The organism is Streptomyces sp. NPDC012935, assembly GCF_042900345.1.
In the GTDB taxonomy this organism is placed as follows: domain Bacteria; phylum Actinomycetota; class Actinomycetes; order Streptomycetales; family Streptomycetaceae; genus Streptomyces.
Genome location: NZ_JBIBBC010000008.1, coordinates 163537 through 183962 on the forward strand (window position 1 = coordinate 163537; position 20426 = coordinate 183962).

20 protein-coding genes are annotated in these 20426 nt (G+C 69.6%); 13 read left to right on the forward strand and 7 right to left on the reverse strand.

The annotated features are described in order from the left end of the window. The first annotated feature begins 4 nt into the window (after nt 1–4). Complete coding sequence (locus tag ACFY5C_RS21035) at nt 5–1411, forward strand: FAD-linked oxidase C-terminal domain-containing protein (protein WP_328430547.1); 1407 nt, start codon at nt 5–7, stop codon at nt 1409–1411. A gap of 19 nt (nt 1412–1430) precedes the next feature. Here the strand turns inward: ACFY5C_RS21035 and ACFY5C_RS21040 are convergent, their stop codons facing one another. Further along, entirely contained in the window at nt 1431–1844 is a 414-nt protein-coding gene (locus tag ACFY5C_RS21040; RefSeq protein ID WP_389446342.1) for an SsgA family sporulation/cell division regulator, read from the reverse strand. 263 nt (nt 1845–2107) lie between these two features. Here ACFY5C_RS21040 and ACFY5C_RS21045 point away from each other — a divergent pair, with 263 nt between their 5' ends. Continuing rightward, nucleotides 2108–3649, forward strand: coding sequence for an RDD family protein (locus tag ACFY5C_RS21045; protein ID WP_389446344.1), 1542 nt, complete (start codon nt 2108–2110; stop codon nt 3647–3649). An 89-nt stretch (nt 3650–3738) separates the two neighbouring features. Then, nucleotides 3739–4419, forward strand: coding sequence for an RDD family protein (locus ACFY5C_RS21050; RefSeq protein ID WP_389446346.1), 681 nt, complete (start codon nt 3739–3741; stop codon nt 4417–4419). Nucleotides 4420–4468: 49 nt separating this feature from the next. On the opposite strand, the gene ACFY5C_RS21055 is transcribed toward ACFY5C_RS21050, so the two are convergent. Then, nucleotides 4469–4720: a hypothetical protein gene (locus ACFY5C_RS21055; RefSeq protein ID WP_328427367.1), complete on the reverse strand. Its 252-nt coding sequence runs from the start codon at nt 4718–4720 to the stop codon at nt 4469–4471. A 398-nt stretch (nt 4721–5118) separates the two neighbouring features. Between ACFY5C_RS21055 and ACFY5C_RS21060 the strand changes: the two genes are divergently transcribed. Then, nucleotides 5119–7467 (forward strand): immune inhibitor A domain-containing protein, encoded by a 2349-nt coding sequence (locus tag ACFY5C_RS21060; RefSeq protein WP_389446348.1) that lies wholly within the window; start codon nt 5119–5121, stop codon nt 7465–7467. 145 nt (nt 7468–7612) lie between these two features. Beyond that, entirely contained in the window at nt 7613–7957 is a 345-nt protein-coding gene (locus ACFY5C_RS21065) for a hypothetical protein (RefSeq protein WP_383608758.1), read from the forward strand. A gap of 516 nt (nt 7958–8473) precedes the next feature. Here ACFY5C_RS21065 and ACFY5C_RS21070 read toward each other — a convergent pair. Beyond that, the gene (locus ACFY5C_RS21070) at nt 8474–9064 is read right to left on the reverse strand and encodes an isochorismatase family protein (protein WP_389446351.1); all 591 of its coding nucleotides are present in this window, start codon (nt 9062–9064) and stop codon (nt 8474–8476) included. 136 nt (nt 9065–9200) lie between these two features. After that, nucleotides 9201–10559 carry a nicotinate phosphoribosyltransferase gene (locus tag ACFY5C_RS21075; protein WP_389446353.1) on the reverse strand — a complete coding sequence of 453 codons (1359 nt, stop codon included), beginning with the start codon at nt 10557–10559 and terminating at the stop codon, nt 9201–9203. A 188-nt stretch (nt 10560–10747) separates the two neighbouring features. On the opposite strand from ACFY5C_RS21075, the gene clpS reads away from it, so the two are divergent. From clpS to ACFY5C_RS21110, 7 genes are all read left to right on the forward strand, one after another. Next, nucleotides 10748–11065: an ATP-dependent Clp protease adapter ClpS gene (gene clpS / locus ACFY5C_RS21080; protein ID WP_328427371.1), complete on the forward strand. Its 318-nt coding sequence runs from the start codon at nt 10748–10750 to the stop codon at nt 11063–11065. Between the two features lie 56 nt (nt 11066–11121). Beyond that, entirely contained in the window at nt 11122–11730 is a 609-nt protein-coding gene (locus ACFY5C_RS21085) for a DUF2017 domain-containing protein (RefSeq protein WP_389446355.1), read from the forward strand. 506 nt (nt 11731–12236) lie between these two features. Beyond that, nucleotides 12237–13676 (forward strand): amino acid permease, encoded by a 1440-nt coding sequence (locus tag ACFY5C_RS21090; protein ID WP_389446357.1) that lies wholly within the window; start codon nt 12237–12239, stop codon nt 13674–13676. 245 nt (nt 13677–13921) lie between these two features. Continuing rightward, nucleotides 13922–14344: a Mov34/MPN/PAD-1 family protein gene (locus tag ACFY5C_RS21095; RefSeq protein ID WP_389446359.1), complete on the forward strand. Its 423-nt coding sequence runs from the start codon at nt 13922–13924 to the stop codon at nt 14342–14344. A 147-nt stretch (nt 14345–14491) separates the two neighbouring features. After that, the gene (locus ACFY5C_RS21100) at nt 14492–14587 is read left to right on the forward strand and encodes a putative leader peptide (protein WP_316959376.1); all 96 of its coding nucleotides are present in this window, start codon (nt 14492–14494) and stop codon (nt 14585–14587) included. Nucleotides 14588–14701: 114 nt separating this feature from the next. Beyond that, nucleotides 14702–14980, forward strand: coding sequence for a MoaD/ThiS family protein (locus ACFY5C_RS21105; protein WP_389446361.1), 279 nt, complete (start codon nt 14702–14704; stop codon nt 14978–14980). A gap of 5 nt (nt 14981–14985) precedes the next feature. Beyond that, nucleotides 14986–15936: a PLP-dependent cysteine synthase family protein gene (locus tag ACFY5C_RS21110; RefSeq protein ID WP_383608783.1), complete on the forward strand. Its 951-nt coding sequence runs from the start codon at nt 14986–14988 to the stop codon at nt 15934–15936. A 63-nt stretch (nt 15937–15999) separates the two neighbouring features. Here ACFY5C_RS21110 and ACFY5C_RS21115 read toward each other — a convergent pair whose 3' ends face one another. Beyond that, nucleotides 16000–16464: a type II toxin-antitoxin system PemK/MazF family toxin gene (locus ACFY5C_RS21115; protein WP_389446363.1), complete on the reverse strand. Its 465-nt coding sequence runs from the start codon at nt 16462–16464 to the stop codon at nt 16000–16002. Between the two features lie 221 nt (nt 16465–16685). On the opposite strand from ACFY5C_RS21115, the gene ACFY5C_RS21120 reads away from it, so the two are divergent. After that, the gene (locus ACFY5C_RS21120; RefSeq protein ID WP_389446365.1) at nt 16686–17438 is read left to right on the forward strand and encodes an MBL fold metallo-hydrolase; all 753 of its coding nucleotides are present in this window, start codon (nt 16686–16688) and stop codon (nt 17436–17438) included. Nucleotides 17439–17541: 103 nt separating this feature from the next. Here ACFY5C_RS21120 and ACFY5C_RS21125 read toward each other — a convergent pair whose 3' ends face one another. Both ACFY5C_RS21125 and ACFY5C_RS21130 read right to left on the reverse strand, forming a co-directional pair. Continuing rightward, nucleotides 17542–18807, reverse strand: coding sequence for a PTS transporter subunit EIIC (locus ACFY5C_RS21125; RefSeq protein WP_389446367.1), 1266 nt, complete (start codon nt 18805–18807; stop codon nt 17542–17544). Nucleotides 18808–18994: 187 nt separating this feature from the next. Further along, nucleotides 18995–20287: a PTS transporter subunit EIIC gene (locus tag ACFY5C_RS21130; RefSeq protein ID WP_389446368.1), complete on the reverse strand. Its 1293-nt coding sequence runs from the start codon at nt 20285–20287 to the stop codon at nt 18995–18997. Between the last annotated feature and the right edge of the window lie 139 nt (nt 20288–20426).

Sequence of the window (20426 nt, forward strand, 5' to 3'; positions counted from 1 at the left end):
CGCTGTGATCATGAGCCGTACCGAAGCCGCACCCGACCAGGCCCGGGGTGACCTCACCGAGCGGCTGCTCGCGGGTCTGCCTGCCGAGGCCGTCCTCACCGACCCCGACGTCACGGCCGCCTACGCCAACGACATGGCCAGCTTCTGCCCGGCCGGCGCCCCCGCCGTCGTCGTCCTGCCGCGGACCGTCGAAGAGGTCCAGCACGTCATGCGCACCGCCACCGCCCTGCGCGTCCCGGTCGTCCCGCAGGGCGCCCGCACGGGCCTGTCGGGCGGGGCCAACGCCTCCGACGGCTGCATCGTGCTGTCCCTGACCAAGATGGACCGCATCCTGGAGATCAACCCCGTCGACCGCATCGCCGTCGTCGAGCCCGGCGTCATCAACGCCGCCCTCTCGCGCGCGGTGGGCGAACACGGCCTGTACTACCCGCCGGACCCCTCCAGCTGGGAGATGTGCACGATCGGCGGCAACATCGGCACCGCCTCCGGCGGCCTGTGCTGCGTGAAGTACGGGGTGACCGCCGAGTACGTGCTCGGCCTCGAGGTCGTCCTCGCAGACGGGCGGCTGATGTCCACCGGCCGCCGTACCGCCAAGGGTGTCGCGGGGTACGACCTGACCCGCCTGTTCGTCGGCTCCGAGGGTTCGCTCGGCATCGTCGTACGGGCCGTCCTGGCGCTGCGGCCGCAGCCGCCGCAGCAGCTGGTCCTCGCCGCCGAGTTCGCGTCGGCGGCGGCCGCCTGTGACGCGGTGTGCCGGATCATGGCCGGCGGGCATGTGCCCTCGCTGCTGGAGATCATGGACCGTACGACGGTCAAGGCCGTCAACGACCTCGCGCACATGGGGCTGCCGGAGACGACCGAGGCCCTGCTCCTGGCCGCCTTCGACACCCCGGACCCCGCCTCCGACCTCGCCGCCGTGGGAGCCCTGTGCGAGGCGGCCGGCGCCACCCAGGTGGTCCCGGCGGACGACGCGGCCGAGTCCGAACTCCTCCTCCAGGCGCGGCGGTTGTCCCTCACCGCGCTGGAGGCGGTGCGCGGCGTGACGATGATCGACGACGTGTGCGTGCCCCGCTCGCGGCTCGGCGACCTGATCGAGGGCGTCGAGCGGATCGCCGAGAAGCACCAGCTCACCATCGGCGTCGTCGCCCACGCCGGTGACGGCAACACCCACCCGACCGTGTGCTTCGACGCCGCCGACCCCGACGAGTCCCGGCGCGCCCGCGAGTCCTTCGACGAGATCATGGCCCTCGGCCTGGAACTCGGCGGCACGATCACCGGCGAGCACGGCGTGGGTGTCCTGAAGAAGGAGTGGCTGGCGCGCGAGATCGGCCCCGTCGGGATCGAGATGCAGCGGGGCATCAAGCAGGTGTTCGACCCGCTGGACATCCTGAACCCGGGCAAGCTGTTCTGATACGGCCCTCGGGCACCGCTCACCGGGCGAGCAGCTGGTCGAGCGCGCCGTCGATCCCCAGCTGCCCGCCTTCAGTCCCCGGGGGCACCACCCGCAAGGTCCGCTCCAGCCAGGCCGAGACCTGCGCCGCGGGCGCCTCCAGCAGCGCGTCCCCGTCCGGCGAACTCAGTGCCATCAGCACCACACTGCGGCCCTCGACCTTCGTCGGCCACACCCGCACGTCCCCGTGCCCGCACGGCCGGAACACCCCCTCCACGAGCAGTTCGCGGGAGAAGGTCCAGTGCACGGGGTGCTCGGAGTTGATGTGGAAGGCGATGTGGACGGCGAACGGATCGTCGCTGCGATAGCTCAACAGCGCCGGCACGCAGACGCTGCGCTCGGGCGACAGGATGAGCCTGAGCTCCAGCTCACGCTCGACGACGGTGTGCTCCATGGCGTGCGTTCCTCTCTCGTGACGCGTACGGCCCTGTGCGAGCGGGCCCGTACGAGTGGAGAGGGAGCGCGGGAGTGGACCATTACGCGGGTTCGCAGGACTTTTTCCCGGCCCCGGTCCCACGGCCCTATCGCACATGTGAAGCACGTGTACGAGGTTGCCCGGAAAGGGGTGGGTCCTACGGGACTGGCGGTGGTTGTTGCGCCCGTCTGATAGATGTGGAGACCCCTATTTGACCCACGAGCAGATACCGGACGACGGACATGAGCGCCCCAACCCCGGCCCCGGGTGACGACAGGCCCCGCGAAGGGTATTACCCGGACCCGTCCATTCCTGGATATGTCCGGTACTGGAACGGCGCCTCCTGGGTGCCGGGCACCAGCCGTCCGGCACCGACGGACGGCGAATCGCTCGCGCCTCCGCACGGCGCGAACCCCGACCTGCCCCCGGCCGGTTCGGTCGAGGAGACCGGCCCGCACTTCTTCGACGAGGAGCCGGTCCAGGGGGCCTCGCCGGCCGACGCCCAGCACGGCAGCCGGCCCGAGCCGGCGTCCGCCTGGGGCGCCGACCCGGCCCATCAGGCCGGCTTCGGCGGCGAACAGGACCACCGCGTCTCCTGGGGCAACCCGCACGAGCCCGACCCGAGGGACCCGCGCGCGGCGGCGGCCACCGGCGGCCCAGCCCACCCGGACGGGCACGCCGCCCGCACGGACGGCACCGCCTCGGCCCCGCCCGCCGAACCGGACGCGCCCGCGGGGGGCGCCGCCTCCAGTGACACGTTCATGATGCGCAGGCCCGTCGCGGAGTCCGGCGGCCCCGCCCCCGTCGACGGCACCATGGCCATCCGCGCGGTGCCCCCGCGCACGGGTCAGCAGGGCGGGGCGGCCGGGGCGCAGTCCGGAAGCACCGGCGCGTCCGCCGGTTCGGGCGCCGCACGTCCGGACGCGGAGCGCCCCTCCACGGCCGGCGCGCCGCAGGGCCCCGGCTTCGGCGCCGGGAAGGCCGCCGCCGAACGGGCCTCAGTGGCCCAGGGGCAGGCTCAGACGGCCGCCGGGGCCGCGGCTGCCGCCCAGGCCGCCGGCAGCGCCCCCGCAGCCTTCTCCGGCCCGCAACAGGCCTCCCCGAGCATCCCTCACCAGTCCGGCGGACCGCAGCCGGCGGCGGCCGCGTCCGGCACGCCCCTCACGTCGGGCGCCGGCGGCGGCCAGTCCTCCTGGGCGCAGCAGGTGCACCGGCTCGCGGGCCCCGGCGACGACCAGCCGGTCGCCCCGTGGAAGCCGCCGACCCTGGACCCGTTCCAGGCGGCCGCCATGCGTCAGGCCGCCGCCCGCCCCGCGGGCCTCGGCAAGCGGCTGGCCGCGAGGCTGCTGGACACCGTCGTGCTGGCCGCCGTCACCGCGGTGGCCGCCGTGCCGCTCGGCACCAAGGCGCTCGACCACGTCAACGGCAAGATCGACGCCGCCAAGCTCTCCGGCGAGACGGTCACCGTCTGGCTGCTGGACGGCACGACCTCGGCGTATCTCGGCGTCATCCTGGCCGTGCTGCTCCTGTTCGGCGTGGTCTACGAGGTCCTGCCCACCGCCAAGTGGGGCCGCACGCTGGGCAAGAAGCTGCTCGGCCTGGAGGTGCGGGACATCGAGGCCCACGAACCCCCGGTGTTCGGCGCGGCCCTGCGCCGCTGGCTCGTCTACAGCATCCCCGGCCTGCTCGCCGTCGGTGTCGTCGGCGTGCTGTGGTGCCTGTTCGACCGGCCCTGGCGCCAGTGCTGGCACGACAAGGCGGCGCGTACGTTCGTTGCGGGCTGACCGCATACGGCAAACGGCCCGGAAGATTCCGTACCCCGGACGGCCCCGCGCCGGATGCGGAGCCGCCCGGTTCGCGGTCGACTCGGGCCATGAGCAGCGAACCGCCTCCCGGCCCCGGTCAGCAGCCCCCGGAAGACGATCCGTTCAAGAAGCAGCCCCCGCCGGACGGGGGCTCGGGTTCGCCGTACGGTGATCAGCCACCGTACGGCGGCCAGCCTCCGCCTCCTCCCGGCGGCCAGCCCCCGCCCCCCTACGGCGGCGGCGGCCCGTACGGGGGTGACCCGTACGGCGGCGGCGGTCAGCCCGCCGACCCGCTCGCCGGGATGCCGCCGCTCGCCGGCAGCGGAAAGCGCACGCTGGCCCGCATCATCGACATGATCCTGGTGGGCGTCGTCGTCTGGCTGCTCACGTGGGGGTTCGGCGTCACCGAGTACGACGTGGACACCGACAAGGTGGAGTACGGCAAGTCGTTCCTGCAGTCACTGGTCGCCGCCGTGCTCTTCATCGGCTACGACACCTACCTGACCGCCAAAACAGGGCAGACGCTCGGCAAGAAGCTGCTCGACATGCGGGTGGCCAACCTCGACAACGGCGCCACGCCCTCCGTGCAGACCTCGCTGATCCGTGCGGCGGTGCTGTGGATCCCGTTCGCGTTCTGCTGCGCCTGCATCTGGACCGTGATCTGCGGTGGCTGGAGCTACTTCGACCGCCCCTACAAGCAGGGCCTGCACGACAAGTCGGCGAAGACGGTGGTGGTCAGCACCAGCTGACGGCGACGCCGGCGCCGGCAACCGGGTCGGCGCCGGCGGTCCGCGTACGTCAGGACTGGGTCAGGACAGGCTCCTCAGCCTGTTCCCGTTCAGTGCGGGCGGGCTTGCGCACAACCACCACGCGGGGCTTCTTGGGCATGGGCACCGTCATGGCGACCAGCAGCCCGAGCAGAAGCGCTGATACGGCGATGACCGCGATCCCCACGCCCGAACTGGTCTGTGACAGCAGCAGCATGGCGAGAGTCGAAAAGATCACGGTGCACGAGCCGTAGGCGAGCTGTGCGGCAGTCGGACGAGGCATGATCATCGTGTCCTCGGAATCAGGGGTGCACGGGGGTCTCGGCCTGGCTTTCCGCCGACGTCCGGGCGTTCCGCCATCCGACTCTAACGGCGTGCATGCCCGAGTGGAACAAACCGTAAGCGTGACCTGACCAACAGTGCCGGTGCACGGGGGGCGCACGGAGTCATCTCGTCCACCAAGTGGACGGCGGCACGCGCCCATTGCCGGAAAGGTCGTTGTCCGCTAAACGAACATCAACTCCGCATAATGCAATTGACCTGTCCAAGTCAAGGTCTGTTTTTTCTGCTTAACCTCTAGTCAAATGTCGTCACTTGACTACACGCGTTGATCAGGCGCCCGCGGAAACTCCACGACCAGGACCCTTCCTTCCGCGTGCCCGGACGCGGGGGAGGAAGCAAGTGACCAGTAGACCCTGGACGTTCCGAACGGCGGCAACCGCCGTCGCGCTCGCGACCGCAGCGGCGACGTTCTCGACCTTCGCGGTGGCTCAGGCCGACGAAGGCGCGCCGACGGCGTCCGTCGAGCGGCACGACCCGGCGGAGCACACTCACGCCGACCACAACCTCGACGGCCCGATGAGCAAGACTCAGGAGGCGCAGCGCGAGGAGGCCCTGAACCAGCTCATATCCGGGCGGGCCAAGGCCAAGAAGCGTGACGGCTCGCAGGTCGTCGAGCTCAAGAGCAAGAAGGGCGACAGCAAGTACGTCGAGCTGGGCCGCGAGAAGACCGACAAGATCTTCACGATCCTGGTCGAGTTCGGCGACAAGATCAGCGAGTTCGGCGGTACGCCGGGCCCGGCTCACAACGAGATAGCCGAGCCGGACCGCAAGAAGGACAACTCGACCGCCTGGCAGGCGGATTACAACAAGAAGCACTACGAGGACCTCTACTTCGGCACCGGCAAGAAGACCGAGTCGCTGAAGAAGTACTACGAGAAGCAGTCCTCGGGCCGTTACTCGGTCGACGGTGAGGTCACCGACTGGGTCAAGGTCCCCTACAACGAGGCCCGTTACGGCAACAACGCCTGCGGCCAGACCAACTGCTCCAGCGTCTGGAACGTCGTCAGCGACGGTCTGACCTCGTGGGTCGCCCAGCAGAAGGCAGCTGGGAGGACCGACGCCGAGATCAAGGCGGACGTCGCGCAGTTCGACCAGTGGGACCGCTACGACTTCGACGGCGACGGCGACTTCAACGAGGCCGACGGCTACATCGACCACTTCCAGATCGTGCACGCCGGTGAGGACGAGTCCGCGGGCGGTGGCGCGCAGGGCACCGACGCGATCTGGGCCCACCGCTGGTACGCGTTCGGCACCGACGCGGGTGCCACCGGCCCGGCCGGCAACAAGCTGGGCGGCGCGCAGATCGGCTCCACCGGTATCTGGGTCGGCGACTACACCGTCCAGCCGGAGAACGGCGGCCTCGGCGTCTTCGCCCACGAGTACGGCCACGACCTCGGTCTGCCGGACCACTACGACACCCAGGGCGGCGAGAACTCCACCGGCTTCTGGACCCTGATGTCCTCCGGTTCCTGGCTCGGCACCGGCAAGAAGGAGATCGGTGACCTGCCCGGCGACATGACCGGCTGGGACAAGCTGCAGCTGGGCTGGCTGAAGTACGACACGGCCAAGGCCGCGACGACGTCCGAGCACAAGCTGGGCGTCGCCGAGTACAACACCCGGCACAAGCAGGCCCTCGTGGTCGAGCTGCCCAAGAAGAAGGTCACCACCGAGATCGTCGCCCCGGCGCAGGGCGCGAACCAGTGGTGGAGCGGCAGCGGCGACAACCTCGCCAACACGCTGACCCGTTCGGTGGACCTCACCGGCAAGTCGGCGGCCTCCCTGACGCTCGACGGCTGGTACGACATCGAGGCCGAGTACGACTACCTCTACACCGAGGTCTCCACCGACGGCGGCGCCAACTGGACCGCGATCGACGGCACCGTCGACGGTGCGGCCATCCCGAAGGACGCCAGCGGCAAGCCGGCGATCACCGGCACGGTGGACGCGTACAAGAAGCTGGCCTTCCCGCTCGACGCCTATGCGGGCAAGAAGATCGACCTGCGCTTCCGCTACCAGACGGACGGCGGCGTGGCCCAGAAGGGCTTCGCGGCCGACCAGATCACCGTGACCGCCGACGGCACGGCCGTGTTCTCCGACAACGCCGAGGCCGCGGACGCCGCTTGGAAGACGAAGGGCTTCTCGCGCATCGGCGCGTCCATCACGGACGACTACGCGCAGTACTACATCGCCGAGAACCGTCAGTACGTGTCGTATGACAAGACGCTGAAGACGGGCCCGTACAACTTCGGCTTCTCGACGACCCGTCCGGACTGGGTGGAGCACTACGCCTACCAGAACGGCCTGTTGATCTGGAAGTGGGACACCTCCCAGGCGGACAACAACACCAGCAAGCACCCCGGTGTCGGCCTGGTCCTCCCGGTCGACTCCCACCCGGCGCCGCTGAAGTGGTCCGACGGCACGCTGATGCGCAACCGCATCCAGTCCTACGACTCGCCGTTCAGCACGTTCCGCACGGACGGCATGACGCTGCACAACGCGGACGTCGCGACCCGGATCCCGTCGCGTGCGGGGGTGCCGGTCTTCAACGACCACACCAGCACGTACTACAGCGCGGAGACCCCGACCGCGGGTGTCAAGATCACTGACACCAACACCAAGATCAAGATCATCAAGGAGCCCAAGGACGGCTCGACGATCACGGTCGAGGTCGGTCCCGCGGTGAAGTAAACCGCATTTATGCAGGTCAAGGCGCGATCGGCGGCAACCCCCTGGCGGGTTGCCGCCGATCGTGTTTAGGTGCACCCTGTGCTTCCGTTATTGACACCGGAACTGACATCGACCCTGACACCGACTCGCACGGGGGTGTGACCGCATGGCCGCAGGAGGTTTCTGCAAGCTGCCGACCGGCAGCGTCGTGGTGGCGCTGAACCTGCCCAGACCCACCGCCGACGGCACGGGCTGCGTCCGTGTCCTCGTCCACGCCCAGAACCGCGCCCGAGCCCTGACCAGGCTCCGCAACCTGGGCATGCGCGCCGTCTACCTGCGGGGCAACGCCGCCCCGCCGACCCCCGACGAGATCACGGCGGTCCTGCACCACCCGGACGGCCTGATATGGCGAACGGCACCTGACAACGGTGTCGTCCTGGGCCCTGACCTGGCGCAGGAGCTGTGGCACCCCATCCGGGCCCTGCTGAGGCGCCCGGCCGCGCCGGCGTGAGCGCGCAGGAACTGAAGCGGCCCTGACCGGATCGGCGACGGTTCGGCAGCGCCGGCCTCGGGGCGCGGGGCCGCATCGAAATGTGGGTCCGCCGCGCGGGCGACCAGCCTCAGCGGCCCGCAGCCGCCCGCCGGCCGAGCGCGGTCCCCCGCGGAGCTCCCGGCGGACCCCTGAGGCGGCGGCGTGAGCTACTGAGGGCCTGCGTGCCGCAGCCGCCCGACGGCCCGAGCGCGGCACCTCCGCGGAGCTCCCGGCGGACCCCTGCGGCGCCGGTGTGAGCCCCTGAGGGCCTGCGTGCCGCAGCCGCCCGACGGCCTGAGCGCGGCACCTCCGCGGAGTTCCCGGCGGACCCCTGCGGCGCCGGTGTGAGCCCCTGAGGGCCTGCGCGCCGCAGCCGCCCGACGGCCCGAGCGTGGCACCTCCGCGGAGTTCCCGGCGGACCCCTGCGGCGCCGGTGTGAGCCACTGAGGGCCTGGGTGAGTTGCTGAGGGCCTGTGCGGGCCGCTGGGCGACGGCCTAGGCGACGACCGGCTTGCCCGTCAGTTCGACGCCCGCCTCGCGCATCTCCTCGAGCGCCCGGTCCGTGGTCTCCGAGGACACCCCCGCGGTCAGATCCAGCAGGACCTGCGTACGGAAGCCCTCCCGCGCCGCGTCGAGCGCGGTGGCGCGCACACAGTGGTCCGTGGCGATGCCCACCACGTCCACCTCCACGACCTCCCTGGCCCGCAGCCAGTCCGCCAGCCGTACCCCGTTCTCGTCGGCCCCCTCGAACCCGCTGTACGCCGCCGCGTACGCCCCCTTGTCGAACACGGCGTCGATCGCGCCGGACGCGACCGCGGGGGCGAAGTTCGGGTGGAAGCCGACACCCTCCGTGCCGGCGACGCAGTGCGCGGGCCAGGAGTGGGCGAAGTCGGGGTTCGTGGAGAAGTGGCCGCCGGGGGCGATGTGGTGATCGCGGGTCGCCACGACATGCTGGTAGCCCGACCCGGCCGCCTGTCCGATCAGCTCGGTGACGGCGGCGGCCACGTCGGCACCGCCGGCCACCGCGAGGCTGCCTCCCTCGCAGAAGTCGTTCTGCACATCTACGACGATCAAGGCGCGGCGCATGGTCGGTGTCCTTCGGTTATGGACGCTGAGGTCGGGACGGTGAAAGCGTGCGGGCCCGGCCGTGAACCTCCGAGCCTAGAGACTTCGGGTGCACTGCGGGAGGGGGCATGGAGTGAGCGCGCCGGGCGCACTCGCTTCACGACCCCGTCAGGCTCCCCGAGCGCCCGTTGACATACTCCGTCGGGATGACAGGTTCCCCGCGCGAGAGCTGCGTCGCGGACAGCGGCAGGTTCGCGCGAGCGGCCGTGTGCCGGTCCCGTACGACATCCAGCGACTCGCGGGCCACCACGTCACCGCCCTTGACCAGTTCGACCAGCAGCTGCCGGTCGGCGAGAGCGTCCGGAACCGGCCCGGTGCCGACGACCTCGGCCTCCGCGACGCCGTACTCGTCCAGGCGCCGGGCCGCCCACTTGCGGCCGCCGACGGAGGTCTTGCCGCCGCTGGACTTCTTCGCGACCGGCACCAGCGGTGCCTTGGGGTCGGCGGACTCGGCACGGGCGACCAGCTTGTAGACCATCGAGCAGGTCGGATGCCCGGAGCCGGTCACCAGCTGGGTGCCGACGCCGTACGCGTCCACCGGTGCCGCGGCCAGCGAGGCGATGGCGTACTCGTCCAGGTCGGAGGTCACGATGATCCTGGTGTCCGTCGCGCCCAGCTCGTCCAGCTGCTGCCGGACCCGGTGCGCGACCAGCAGCAGGTCGCCCGAGTCGATCCGGACGGCGCCCAGCTCGGGCCCGGCGACCTCGACGGCCGTACGGACCGCCTCCGCGACGTCGTAGGTGTCCACGAGCAGCGTGGTGCCCCGGCCCATGGACTTCACCTGGGCCTGGAAGGCGTCCCGCTCCCGGTCGTGCAGCAGCGTGAAGGCGTGGGCGCTGGTGCCGACGGTGGGGATGCCGTAGCGAAAGCCCGCTGCGAGGTCGGAGGTGGAGGTGAAGCCGCCGAGATACGCGGCACGTGAGGCGGCCACCGCGGCAAGCTCGTGGGTGCGCCGGGCGCCCATCTCGATGATCGGGCGCTCACCGGCGGCCGACGACATCCTGGAGGCGGCCGCGGCGATCGCGGAGTCGTGGTTGAGGATGGAGAGGATCACCGTCTCCAGCAGCACGCACTCGGCGAAGGTGCCCTCGACCCGCATGACCGGCGAGCCGGGGAAGTAGACCTCGCCCTCGGGGTAGCCCCAGATGTCGCCGGAGAAGCGGTAGTCCGCGAGCCAGTCCAAAGTCTCCTCGTCGACGATCTTCCGCTCGCGCAGGAAGGCGAGGACGTCCCCGTCGAAGCGGAAGTTCTCCACGGCGTCCAGCACGCGGCCGGTGCCGGCCACGACGCCGTAGCGCCGGCCCTCGGGCAGCCGCCGGGTGAAGACCTCGAACACGCTCCGCCGCTCGGCGGTGCCCGACTTCATGGCGGCCTGCAGCATCGTGAACTCGTACTGATCCGTGAAGAGCGCCGTCGACGGAACTTCCACCGGCAGCCCAAGGTCCGCTACATCCACGAAAGCTCTCCTAGCCATGTTTCTTCGGGTGCCCCCAGGCGGCCGGGGGTCCGGGGGTTGTCCCCCGGTGTATGCAGCATGGCAAGGATGGTACCCCCATCTCGTCAGTTTGACGATTTCTGGGGTGGACGTCACAACGGGCGCGCCTGCGCAGCCCGTTTGTGCGACCACCCCCCTGCGGTGGCAGCATGGGCACTGTGACGTCACCCGCTCCCCTAGAGATCGAACGCACCGAGTCGGCGGAGGAGGTCTTCGCCGTCCCCGAGCCGGACGTCCCCTGGGTCACCATCGTCCACAACGACCCGGTCAACCTGATGAGCTACGTGACCTACGTCTTCCAGTCGTACTTCGGCTACACGAAGGACAAGGCCACGAAGCTCATGCTCGACGTCCACCACAAGGGCCGGGCGGTCGTCTCCAGCGGCAGTCGCGAGGAGATGGAGCGCGACGTGCAGGCCATGCACGGCTACGGTCTGTGGGCCACCCTCCAGCAGGACCGCAAATGACCGCTCGCCCGCAGGCCCGGAAGCACCGACAGGACCGGAAGTAGCGAATCTCCTTCATGCCAGGAACCTTCGAACCGCTCCCCGGCGGCGGTGCGGCCGTCGCCCTCGACGACGTCGAGATCTCCATCATCCGGTCGCTGGCCGTCCAGCTCCTGGAGCTCATCGGCCCGGGCCCCGCCGAGGACGCCCCCGACGACCCGCTCGCCGAGCTGTTCAGCGACGGGCCGAGCGAACCGCCCGCCGACCCCGTCCTCAAGCGCCTCTTCCCGGACGCCTACGGCGACCCCGAGGGCACCCCGCAGGCCAAGGAGGCCGAGGAGCAGCGGGCGTACTCCGCGGAGTTCCGCCGCTACACCGAGAACGACCTGCGGGCCGGCAAGCGCGACAACGCGCTCACGGTGGTCCGCTCCCTGGACGGGCTCAGCACCGCCTCCGCCGGTGAGGGGGGTGCGGTGCTCAAGCTCTCCGTCGAGGAGTCCCAGCAGTGGCTCGGCGCCCTCAACGACCTGCGCCTGGCCATCGGCTCCCGCCTGGACATCGCCGACGAGGACGACACCGACCTGCTCTACCGGCTCCCGGACGAGGACCCGCGCAAGCCGATGGTGATGGCGTATCTGTGGCTGGGCGGTCTCCAGGAGACGTTGGTCGCCACGCTGATGCCGTAAGTTGCGACGCTTCTGTAGTCATATGTGACGGTTCTGTGTTCGCTCAGCGGACGCTCAAATCCGGATAACGATCGCGTCACCGCCGCCACCCGCCTTGGGGGGCGGCGATCCTTTTGTCCGGTTCTTCTTGTGCGATGCGCCACATGTCCTTTAGCCGATCAGCGTGACGGCCGTGATAAATCTTCACGACGCCCGCCGAGCACCACCCGAATGTTCGGCCGGGTGCGCCACATGGCCGACGGATCGTCGGCCGGGCACGAGCGAACCCGGGGGAAGCTCGGGCACGCCCCCGCGCCGCCCGGCACGCGTTCTCGCCGCACCGGCCAAAGGCCCTGGTAGCTCCGCTACGAGGACCCAAGTCCGGCACACCGAGAGCACGCACCGAACGACGCGGGAACGCACCCGCACCACCCCGAGCCCGCTCAGCTCCAGCAATCCGGGGGGATCGAGACCCGATCCGAGGCCGACGAAGGGCCCGGGTCGGCATGGAGAAAGGCGCACTACACATGACCTCTTCGAAGGTCACTGACGCGACGGCCACGGGTGCCCCGGAAGAGGGGTACGAGCGAGGTCTCGGCAGCCGTCAGGTCCAGATGATCGCGATCGGCGGCGCCATCGGCGTCGGCCTCTTCATGGGTGCCGGAGCGAACATCGCGAAGGCCGGCCCCAGCATCATCCTCATGTACGCCCTCGCGGGCGTCGTCATCTTCTTCATCATGCGGGCCCTGGGCGAGCTGCTCCTCTACCGGCCCGTCTCCGGCTCCTTCGCCGAGTACGCCCGCGAATTCCTCGGCCCCTTCTTCGGCTTCGTCACGGGCTGGACGTACTGGCTCATGTGGGTGGTCACGGGCATGGCCGAGCTCACGGCCGCCGCGATCTACATCCACTTCTGGTTCCCAGAGATTCCGCAATGGGTCAGCGCCCTGGTGTTCCTGGTGGTGCTGTTCGGCGTCAACCTGATCTCCGTCAAGATCTTCGGCGAGGTCGAGTTCTGGTTCTCGATGATCAAGGTCACCGCCATCATCGGCATGATCGTCATCGGCCTCGGCGTGCTCACCCTCGGCTTCTCCGACGCCGGTGACACCGCCACCGTCTCCAACCTCTGGTCGCACGGCGGCTTCTTCCCGAACGGCATCGGCTCCAGCCTGATGACGCTCCAGGGCGTCATGTTCGCCTACCTCGCCGTCGAGCTCGTCGGCGTCACCGCGGGTGAGTCCGAGAACCCCGAGAAGACCCTGCCCAAGGCCATCAACACGCTGCCCTGGCGCATCATCGTCTTCTACGTCGGCGCGCTGCTGGTGATCCTCTCCGTCGTGAAGTGGACCGAGTTCTCGGCGGGCGAGAGCCCGTTCGTCCACGCCTTCGGCAAGATCGGCATTCCGCTCGCCGCGGGCATCGTCAACTTCGTGGTGCTCACCGCGGCCCTGTCGTCCTGCAACTCCGGCATGTACTCGACCGGCCGGATGCTGCGCGACCTCGCCTCCAACAGCGAGGCTCCGCAGGCGTTCGGCAGGCTCAACACCCGCAAGACGCCCGCCGTCGGCATCTCGGTGTCCGTGGCGCTGATGGGCATCGGCGTCGTGCTGAACTACGTCGTCCCGGAGAAGGCGTTCCTCTACGTCACCTCCGTCGCCACCGCGGCAGGCATCTGGACCTGGATGATGATCCTCGTCAGCCACATCCGCTACCGCGCCGCGGTCGATGCCGGCCGGCTGCGCGCCTCGTCCTTCCCCGCTCCCGGCGGTGCGCTGTTCAGCTGGGTCGCGCTTCTCTTCCTCATCGGCGTGACCTTCATGATCGCGTACGACAAGGACGCGCGGGTCTGCCTGTACGTCGCGGCCGGCTGGGCCGTCGCCCTGGGTGTCGGCTGGGCGTTCCTCAAGCGCCGCAACCCGCAGATCGCGGCCCGCGGCGGCGACGAGCCCGAACTCGAAAAGGTCGGCTAGGCGCTTCGCTGAAAGGGCCGTGGGGCGTCTGGTGCGCCAGGCCGTCGATCGTCTGCGGGCTCGTCGTGGCTGGTCGCGCAGTTCCCCGCGCCCCTTGGGCCGGCCGTCGAACCGCCGGACCAGGACGTCCCGTCGCCTGGGGCACTCGTGGCGCCCCAGGCGACTGCCGCTCAGGGCGTCCGGTATATGGGCCGCTCCGTACCATTCCTCGGTACGGAGCGGCCCCTCTGTTTATCCTGACGAGCATGCTGACCATCACCCAGGCCCTCGTCGACCAGATCGTCGCCCACGCGCGCAAGGACCACCCCGACGAGGCGTGCGGCGTCGTGGCGGGCCCGGCGGGCACGGACCGCCCCGAGCGCTTCATCCCGATGCTGAACGCGGCGATGTCGCCCACGTTCTACGAGTTCGACTCCGGCGACCTGCTCAAGCTCTACCGCGAGATGGACGACCGCGACGAGGATCCGGTGGTCATCTACCACTCCCACACCGCCACCGAGGCCTACCCCTCGCGCACCGACATCTCCTACGCCAACGAGCCCGGCGCGCACTACGTCCTCGTCTCCACCGCCGACACCGACGGGCTCGGCGACTTCCAGATCCGCTCCTTCCGGATCGTCGAAGGCGAGGTGACGGAGGAGGAGGTCAAGGTCGTCGAGGCGTACTGACCGGCGTACTGACCGGCGTGCTGACCGGCGGACTGAGCCGGCCGACTGAGTCTGTCTGAGCAGCGCGGTCTCACTCCCCGGCCGCAAAGCGTCCGCGATGTGGGATCACATTCCAAAAGCCGGACCGGGAATCGATACGATGACCCCATGGTTTTCCACGACGTGAGCGAAAAGACGCCGGGCATGCTGCTCGTGGCGCGGCTGCACGTCGACCTGTGCAGGCTCGCCAGCGCCATCTGTTGACGCTGCCCCTGCCGCCGTACGGCCGTGAGCCGCGGCGCCTCACACGCACCACCCCCGCTGTACTTGCGCTGCCGCGCGCCCCCGACTGACTACTCCCGACAGGAGCCCTGAGCCATGGCCATCGAGGTCCGCATCCCGACCATCCTCCGCACCTACACCGACGGTCAGAAGGCGGTGGAGGGCAGCGGCGGCACCCTCGCCGACCTGTTCACCGACCTCGAGAGCCGGCACGCGGGGATCCACGCCCGCATCGTGGACGGCGGACAGCTGCGCCGCTTCGTCAACGTCTACCTGAACGACGAGGACGTCCGCTTCCTCGACGGCATCAACACCAAGCTCGCCGACGGCGACAACGTCACGATCCTGCCGGCCGTGGCCGGCGGTATGGCCTGATCCACATGCGCTACGACTCCCCGCTCGCCGCGGTGGGCAACACCCCTTTGGTGTGCCTGCCGCGGTTGTCGCCGTCCGAGGACGTCCGCATCTGGGCCAAGCTGGAGGACCGCAACCCCACCGGCTCGGTCAAGGACCGCCCGGCCCTGCACATGATCGAGCAGGCGGAGAAGGACGGCCGCCTCACCCCGGGCTGCACGATCCTGGAGCCGACCAGCGGCAACACCGGCATCTCCCTGGCGATGGCGGCGAAGCTCAAGGGCTACCGGATCGTGTGCGTGATGCCCGAGAACACCTCACAGGAGCGTCGGGACCTGCTCGCCATGTGGGGCGCGGAGATCATCTCCAGCCCCGCCGCGGGCGGCTCCAACACCGCCGTACGGGTCGCCAAGGAGCTGTCCGCCGAGCACCCGGACTGGGTGATGCTCTACCAGTACGGCAACCCCGACAACGCGGGCGCCCACTACGCCACGACCGGCCCGGAGATCCTCGCCGACCTCCCCTCGGTCACCCACTTCGTCGCCGGCCTCGGCACCACGGGCACGCTGATGGGCGTCGGCCGCTATCTGCGCGAGCACAAGCCGGACGTGAAGATCGTCGCCGCGGAACCCCGCTACGACGATCTCGTCTACGGCCTGCGCAACCTCGACGAGGGCTTCGTACCCGAGCTGTACGACGCCTCCGTCCTGACCACCCGCTTCTCGGTCGGCTCGGCCGACGCGGTCACCCGCACCCGCGAGCTGCTCCAGCAGGAGGGCATCTTCGCGGGCGTCTCCACCGGAGCCGCCCTGCACGCGGCGATCGGCGTGGGCAACAAGGCGCTCAAGGCGGGCGAGAGCGCGGACATCGTGTTCGTCGTCGCCGACGGCGGCTGGAAGTACCTCTCGACCGGCGTCTACACCGCGACGACGACCGAAGAGGCCATCGAGACGCTCCAGGGGCAGCTCTGGGCGTGAGCCGGTCCGCACGACCTGCCGGCTCGGGGTCCGCGAGGCCCTGACGGGGCGAGTGACGGCGCCCTATGTGGCGAGGTGACGGACCTGGTCCCAGACGACCGGGTCCATCACCCCCACCCGCCGCCGGAAGTCCGACACCGGGACGTCCCGCAGTTCGCTCGTCTCCAGGAAGCTCGCCCGCCCGCGTGCGTCGCCGACCGAGCCCGGCGGCAGCGGAATGACGCCGTACCGCTCGTCGCGGTACTTACTGGTGATCTTCGCGACCGTGACCCGCTTCCCGCGCACCGCGAGCACCAGACAGGGCCGGTCCTTTGCGCCCGGCCCGTCCTCGTAGGGCACGTTCGCCCACCAGATCTCCGCGGGCTCGGGACGCGTGGTGGTGCGCCCCCGCGTACGTCCCCCGGGCCGCCCCGGCGGCCGGGTCCGCCGCCCCTCGGGGCGCCGTCTGCGCCCCCACCCGTCCACGAGCGTGGCGACGAGTGCGAGCAGTACCACCGCCGCGAGGGCGAGCCACCAGGACGTGTCCATACGCACGAAGGTACCGGCGCGCGCCCACCCCGCGCTCCGTCACTCCCGCCTCCCGCGCCCCGCATCCAGCCGAACGCGTGACACCACAGGTGAGTTCGCCCACAACAGCCCTTGGCGGAGGAGCGACCAAAGGTTTTGCGCCTTACGCTCGACAAACCGCACGACCCCCGACGCCCAAACTTCTCGATCTTCTCTTTTCCGCCAGCGGAGGTTTCTGTTTCATGAAGCTCACCGTCGTCGGCTGCTCGGGGTCGTTCCCGTCCGCGGAATCGGCCTGCTCGAGCTACCTCGTCGAGGCCGACGGCTTCCGGTTGCTTCTCGACATGGGCAACGGCGCCCTGGGCGAGCTGCAGCGCCACTGCGGTCTCTACGACCTCGACGCGATCTTCCTCAGCCATCTGCACGCCGACCACTGCATCGACATGTGCGCGTACTTCGTGGCGCGCTACTACCGGCACGACGGCGGCCGCTGCGACCCGCTTCCGGTCTACGGACCCGAGGGCACGGAGCATCGCCTGACCACCGCCTACGCCGACACCCCCACCGCCTCGTCCATGAGCGAGGTCTTCGACTTCCACACGGTCAAGCCGTCCACCTTCGAGATCGGCCCGTTCACGGTGCACACGGAACGCGTGGCCCACCCCGTCGAGGCGTACGGCATCCGCATTGAGCACGGTGGAAAGACGCTGACCTATTCGGGCGACACGGGCATCAGCACCGCCCTGGACGAACTCGCCCGCGACGCCGACCTGTTCCTGTGCGAGGCCGCCTTCACGCACGGCAAGGAGAGCATCCCCGACCTGCACCTCAACGGCCGCGAGGCGGGTGAGTCAGCGGCCCGCGCCGGCGCCCGCCGCCTGGTCCTGACGCACATCCCGCCGTGGACCGACCCCCAGGTCAACCTGGCCGACGCGCGTGAGGTCTACGACGGTCCGGTGGAACTCGCGGCCCCGAGTCAGGCGTACGAGATCTAGCCCGGTCGAGCACCGGCCCGCACGGGGTTCAGGCCCGCATGCGCCCGAAGGCCCCGGAACCTTCTCGGTTCCGGGGCCTTCGTCGTCGCTGTCGAGCCCTCGGCTACTTCGCCTCGGCCTTCTGGAGTTCGGCGAGCTCCTCGTCGGACTCACGGCCCGGCGTCGGCAGGTTGAACTTCGTGATCGCGAAGCGGAAGACCACGTAGTAGACCGCGGCGAAGCACAGACCCACCAGGGCCAGGCCCCACGGGTTGGTGGCGATGCCGAGGTTCAGGAAGAAGTCGACCGCGCCGGCCGAGAAGCCGAAACCGTCCTTCATGCCGAGTGCCCAGGTCAGCGCCATGGAGACGCCGGTCAGCACCGCGTGGATCGCGTACAGGACCGGGGCGATGAACATGAAGGTGAACTCGATGGGCTCGGTCACGCCGGTGACGAACGAGGTCAGCGCGAGGGAGAACATCATGCCGCCGACGACCTTGCGGCGCTCGGGGCGGGCGCAGTGCACGATCGCCAGACAGGCGGCCGGCAGGGCGAACATCATGATCGGGAAGAAGCCGGTCATGAACTGTCCGGCCGTCGGGTCACCGGCCAGGAAGCGGGCGATGTCGCCGCTCTTGCCCTCGTACTCGCCCGCCTGGAACCAGGGGAACGAGTTCAGCAGGTGGTGCATGCCGATCGGGATCAGCGCACGGTTGGCGACACCGAAGATGCCGGCGCCGACCGCGCCCGAACCGACCAGCCACTCACCGAAGTTGTGCAGACCGGTGCCGAGGACGGGCCAGATGTAGCCGAAGATGATGCCGATGATCAGGCCCGCGAAGGCCGACAGGATCGGGACCAGCCGGCGGCCGCCGAAGAAGCCCGCCCAGTCGGGCAGCTTGGTGCGGTAGAAGCGCTGGTAGAGGAGGGCGACGACGATGCCCATGACCACGCCGCCGAGGACCTTGGCGTCCACCGCCTGCTCGACCATGACGATCTTGCCGTCGACTATGGCTTCCTTCTTGGGCAGGCTGCCGTCGGTGAACGTGCCCAGCACGTTCTTGAAGACGAGGTAGCCGACGACCGCCGCGAGCGCGGTCGAGCCGTCCGACTTCTTCGCGAAGCCGATCGCGATGCCCACCGCGAAGAGCAGGGCCATGTTGTCGAGGATGGCGTTGCCGCCGGCGGTCATGAAGCCCGCGATCTTCGTCAGGAAGGCGGGGTACTCCGGGTCGCCGAGCATGTCGGCGTTGCCGAAGCGGACCAGCAGCGCGGCGGCGGGCAGTACAGCCACCGGCAGCATCAGGCTGCGGCCGATGCGCTGCAGGACAGCCATCGCGCCGGCGCCCTTCTTCTTGTCGGCCGCGGGAGCGGCGCTGGCCGTGGTCACAACTTCCTCCAGAGGGCATGGCGCCGCCCGGGGAACAAGGCTGGGGACGGCGGCGTCTCATCGCCATGCGGAAACGCCGCATGGTCTACACCACTAAGTGGTGTAGACCTGTTGTAGCACGGTGAAGGGCGGATAAGGAACCCGCGATTTCTGTGACGAATTGGCTACGCCGTCGTCGGCGAACCGGCTACGCCTTCGTCGCGTCCTCGACCTCCTCGTCCGGCTCCCTACCCGGCGTCTTGAGATCAAACTTCGTGATCGCGAACCGGAAGATCGCGTAATACACGACGGCGAAACACAGACCGATCGGGATGATCGCCCAAGGTCTCGTGGCCAGGTTCCAGTTGATGATGTAGTCGATCAGCCCGGCCGAGAAGCTGAACCCGTCATGGACCCCCAGCGCCCAGGTCACCGCCATCGACACACCCGTCAGCAGCGCGTGCACCGCGTACAGCAGGGGCGCGATGAAGAGGAACGAGTACTCGATCGGTTCCGTGATGCCGGTGACGAACGACGTCAGCGCCACCGAGGTCATCAGGCCGCCGACCTCCTTGCGGCGGCTCGGCTTGGCGCAGTGGGTCATGGCGAGGGCCGCGGCCGGCAGGGCGAACATCATGATCGGGAAGAAGCCCGAGGTGAACTGGCCGGCGTCCGGGTCGCCCGCGAGGAACATGTTGATGTCGCCGTGCACGACCTCGCCGTCGGGCGTGGTGTAGGTGCCGAACTGGAACCAGATGGGCACGTTCAGGAACTGGTGCAGGCCCACCACCAGCAGTGCTCGGTTCGCGATGCCGAACACTCCCGCGCCCCACGCGTCCAGGTCGCTCATCCAGTCGCTGAAGCTCTCCAGCGCGTCACCGATCGGCGGCCAGACCCACAGACACAGCACCGCGAACACGATCGCGACGAACGCCATGATGATCGGGACGAGACGCCGCCCGTTGAAGAAGCCGAGCCAGTCCACCAGCTTCGTACGGTGATAGCGGGCCCAGAAGAACGCGGCCAGCAGCCCCATGACGATGCCACCGAAAACGCCGGGGTTCTGGTACTCGAAGACGGTCACCGTCCCGTCCTGCACCTGGCAGCCGACGTTCGGGACCGCCGTCGAACCCCCCGGGCAGTCCTCCGGGAACTGGCGCAGGACGGTGTAGTAGACGAGGAACCCCGCGACCGCCGCCAGCGCCGTCGAGCCGTCGGACTTCTTCGCCATACCGATGGCCACGCCCACGCAGAACAGCAGCGGCAGCCCGAGCGAACTGTCGAGGAGTGCGCCGCCCGCGCCGTTCATCACCTTCGAGACGTTGTCCCAGCCGAGCCCCTCGTCGCCGAACACGTCCGGCTGTCCGAGCCGGTTGAGGATGCCGGCGGCGGGCAGGACGGCGATCGGGAGCTGCAGGCTGCGACCCATCTTCTGCAGGCCCTGGAACGCTGTGTTCCAGCGGGCGCGCGCGGGGCTGATGGCGGAGCTGTCGGCACTCATGGACGCCCCTCGGTAAGGTGGTGTAGACCAGTTGTCGGACGGTTCCGCTGTCGTGAACGCCATCCTTCGGCACCTACGACATGACCGCTCGCAAAGATGGGCCAACTGTGGGTTACTGCGACAAAGCGGTTCGGATCAG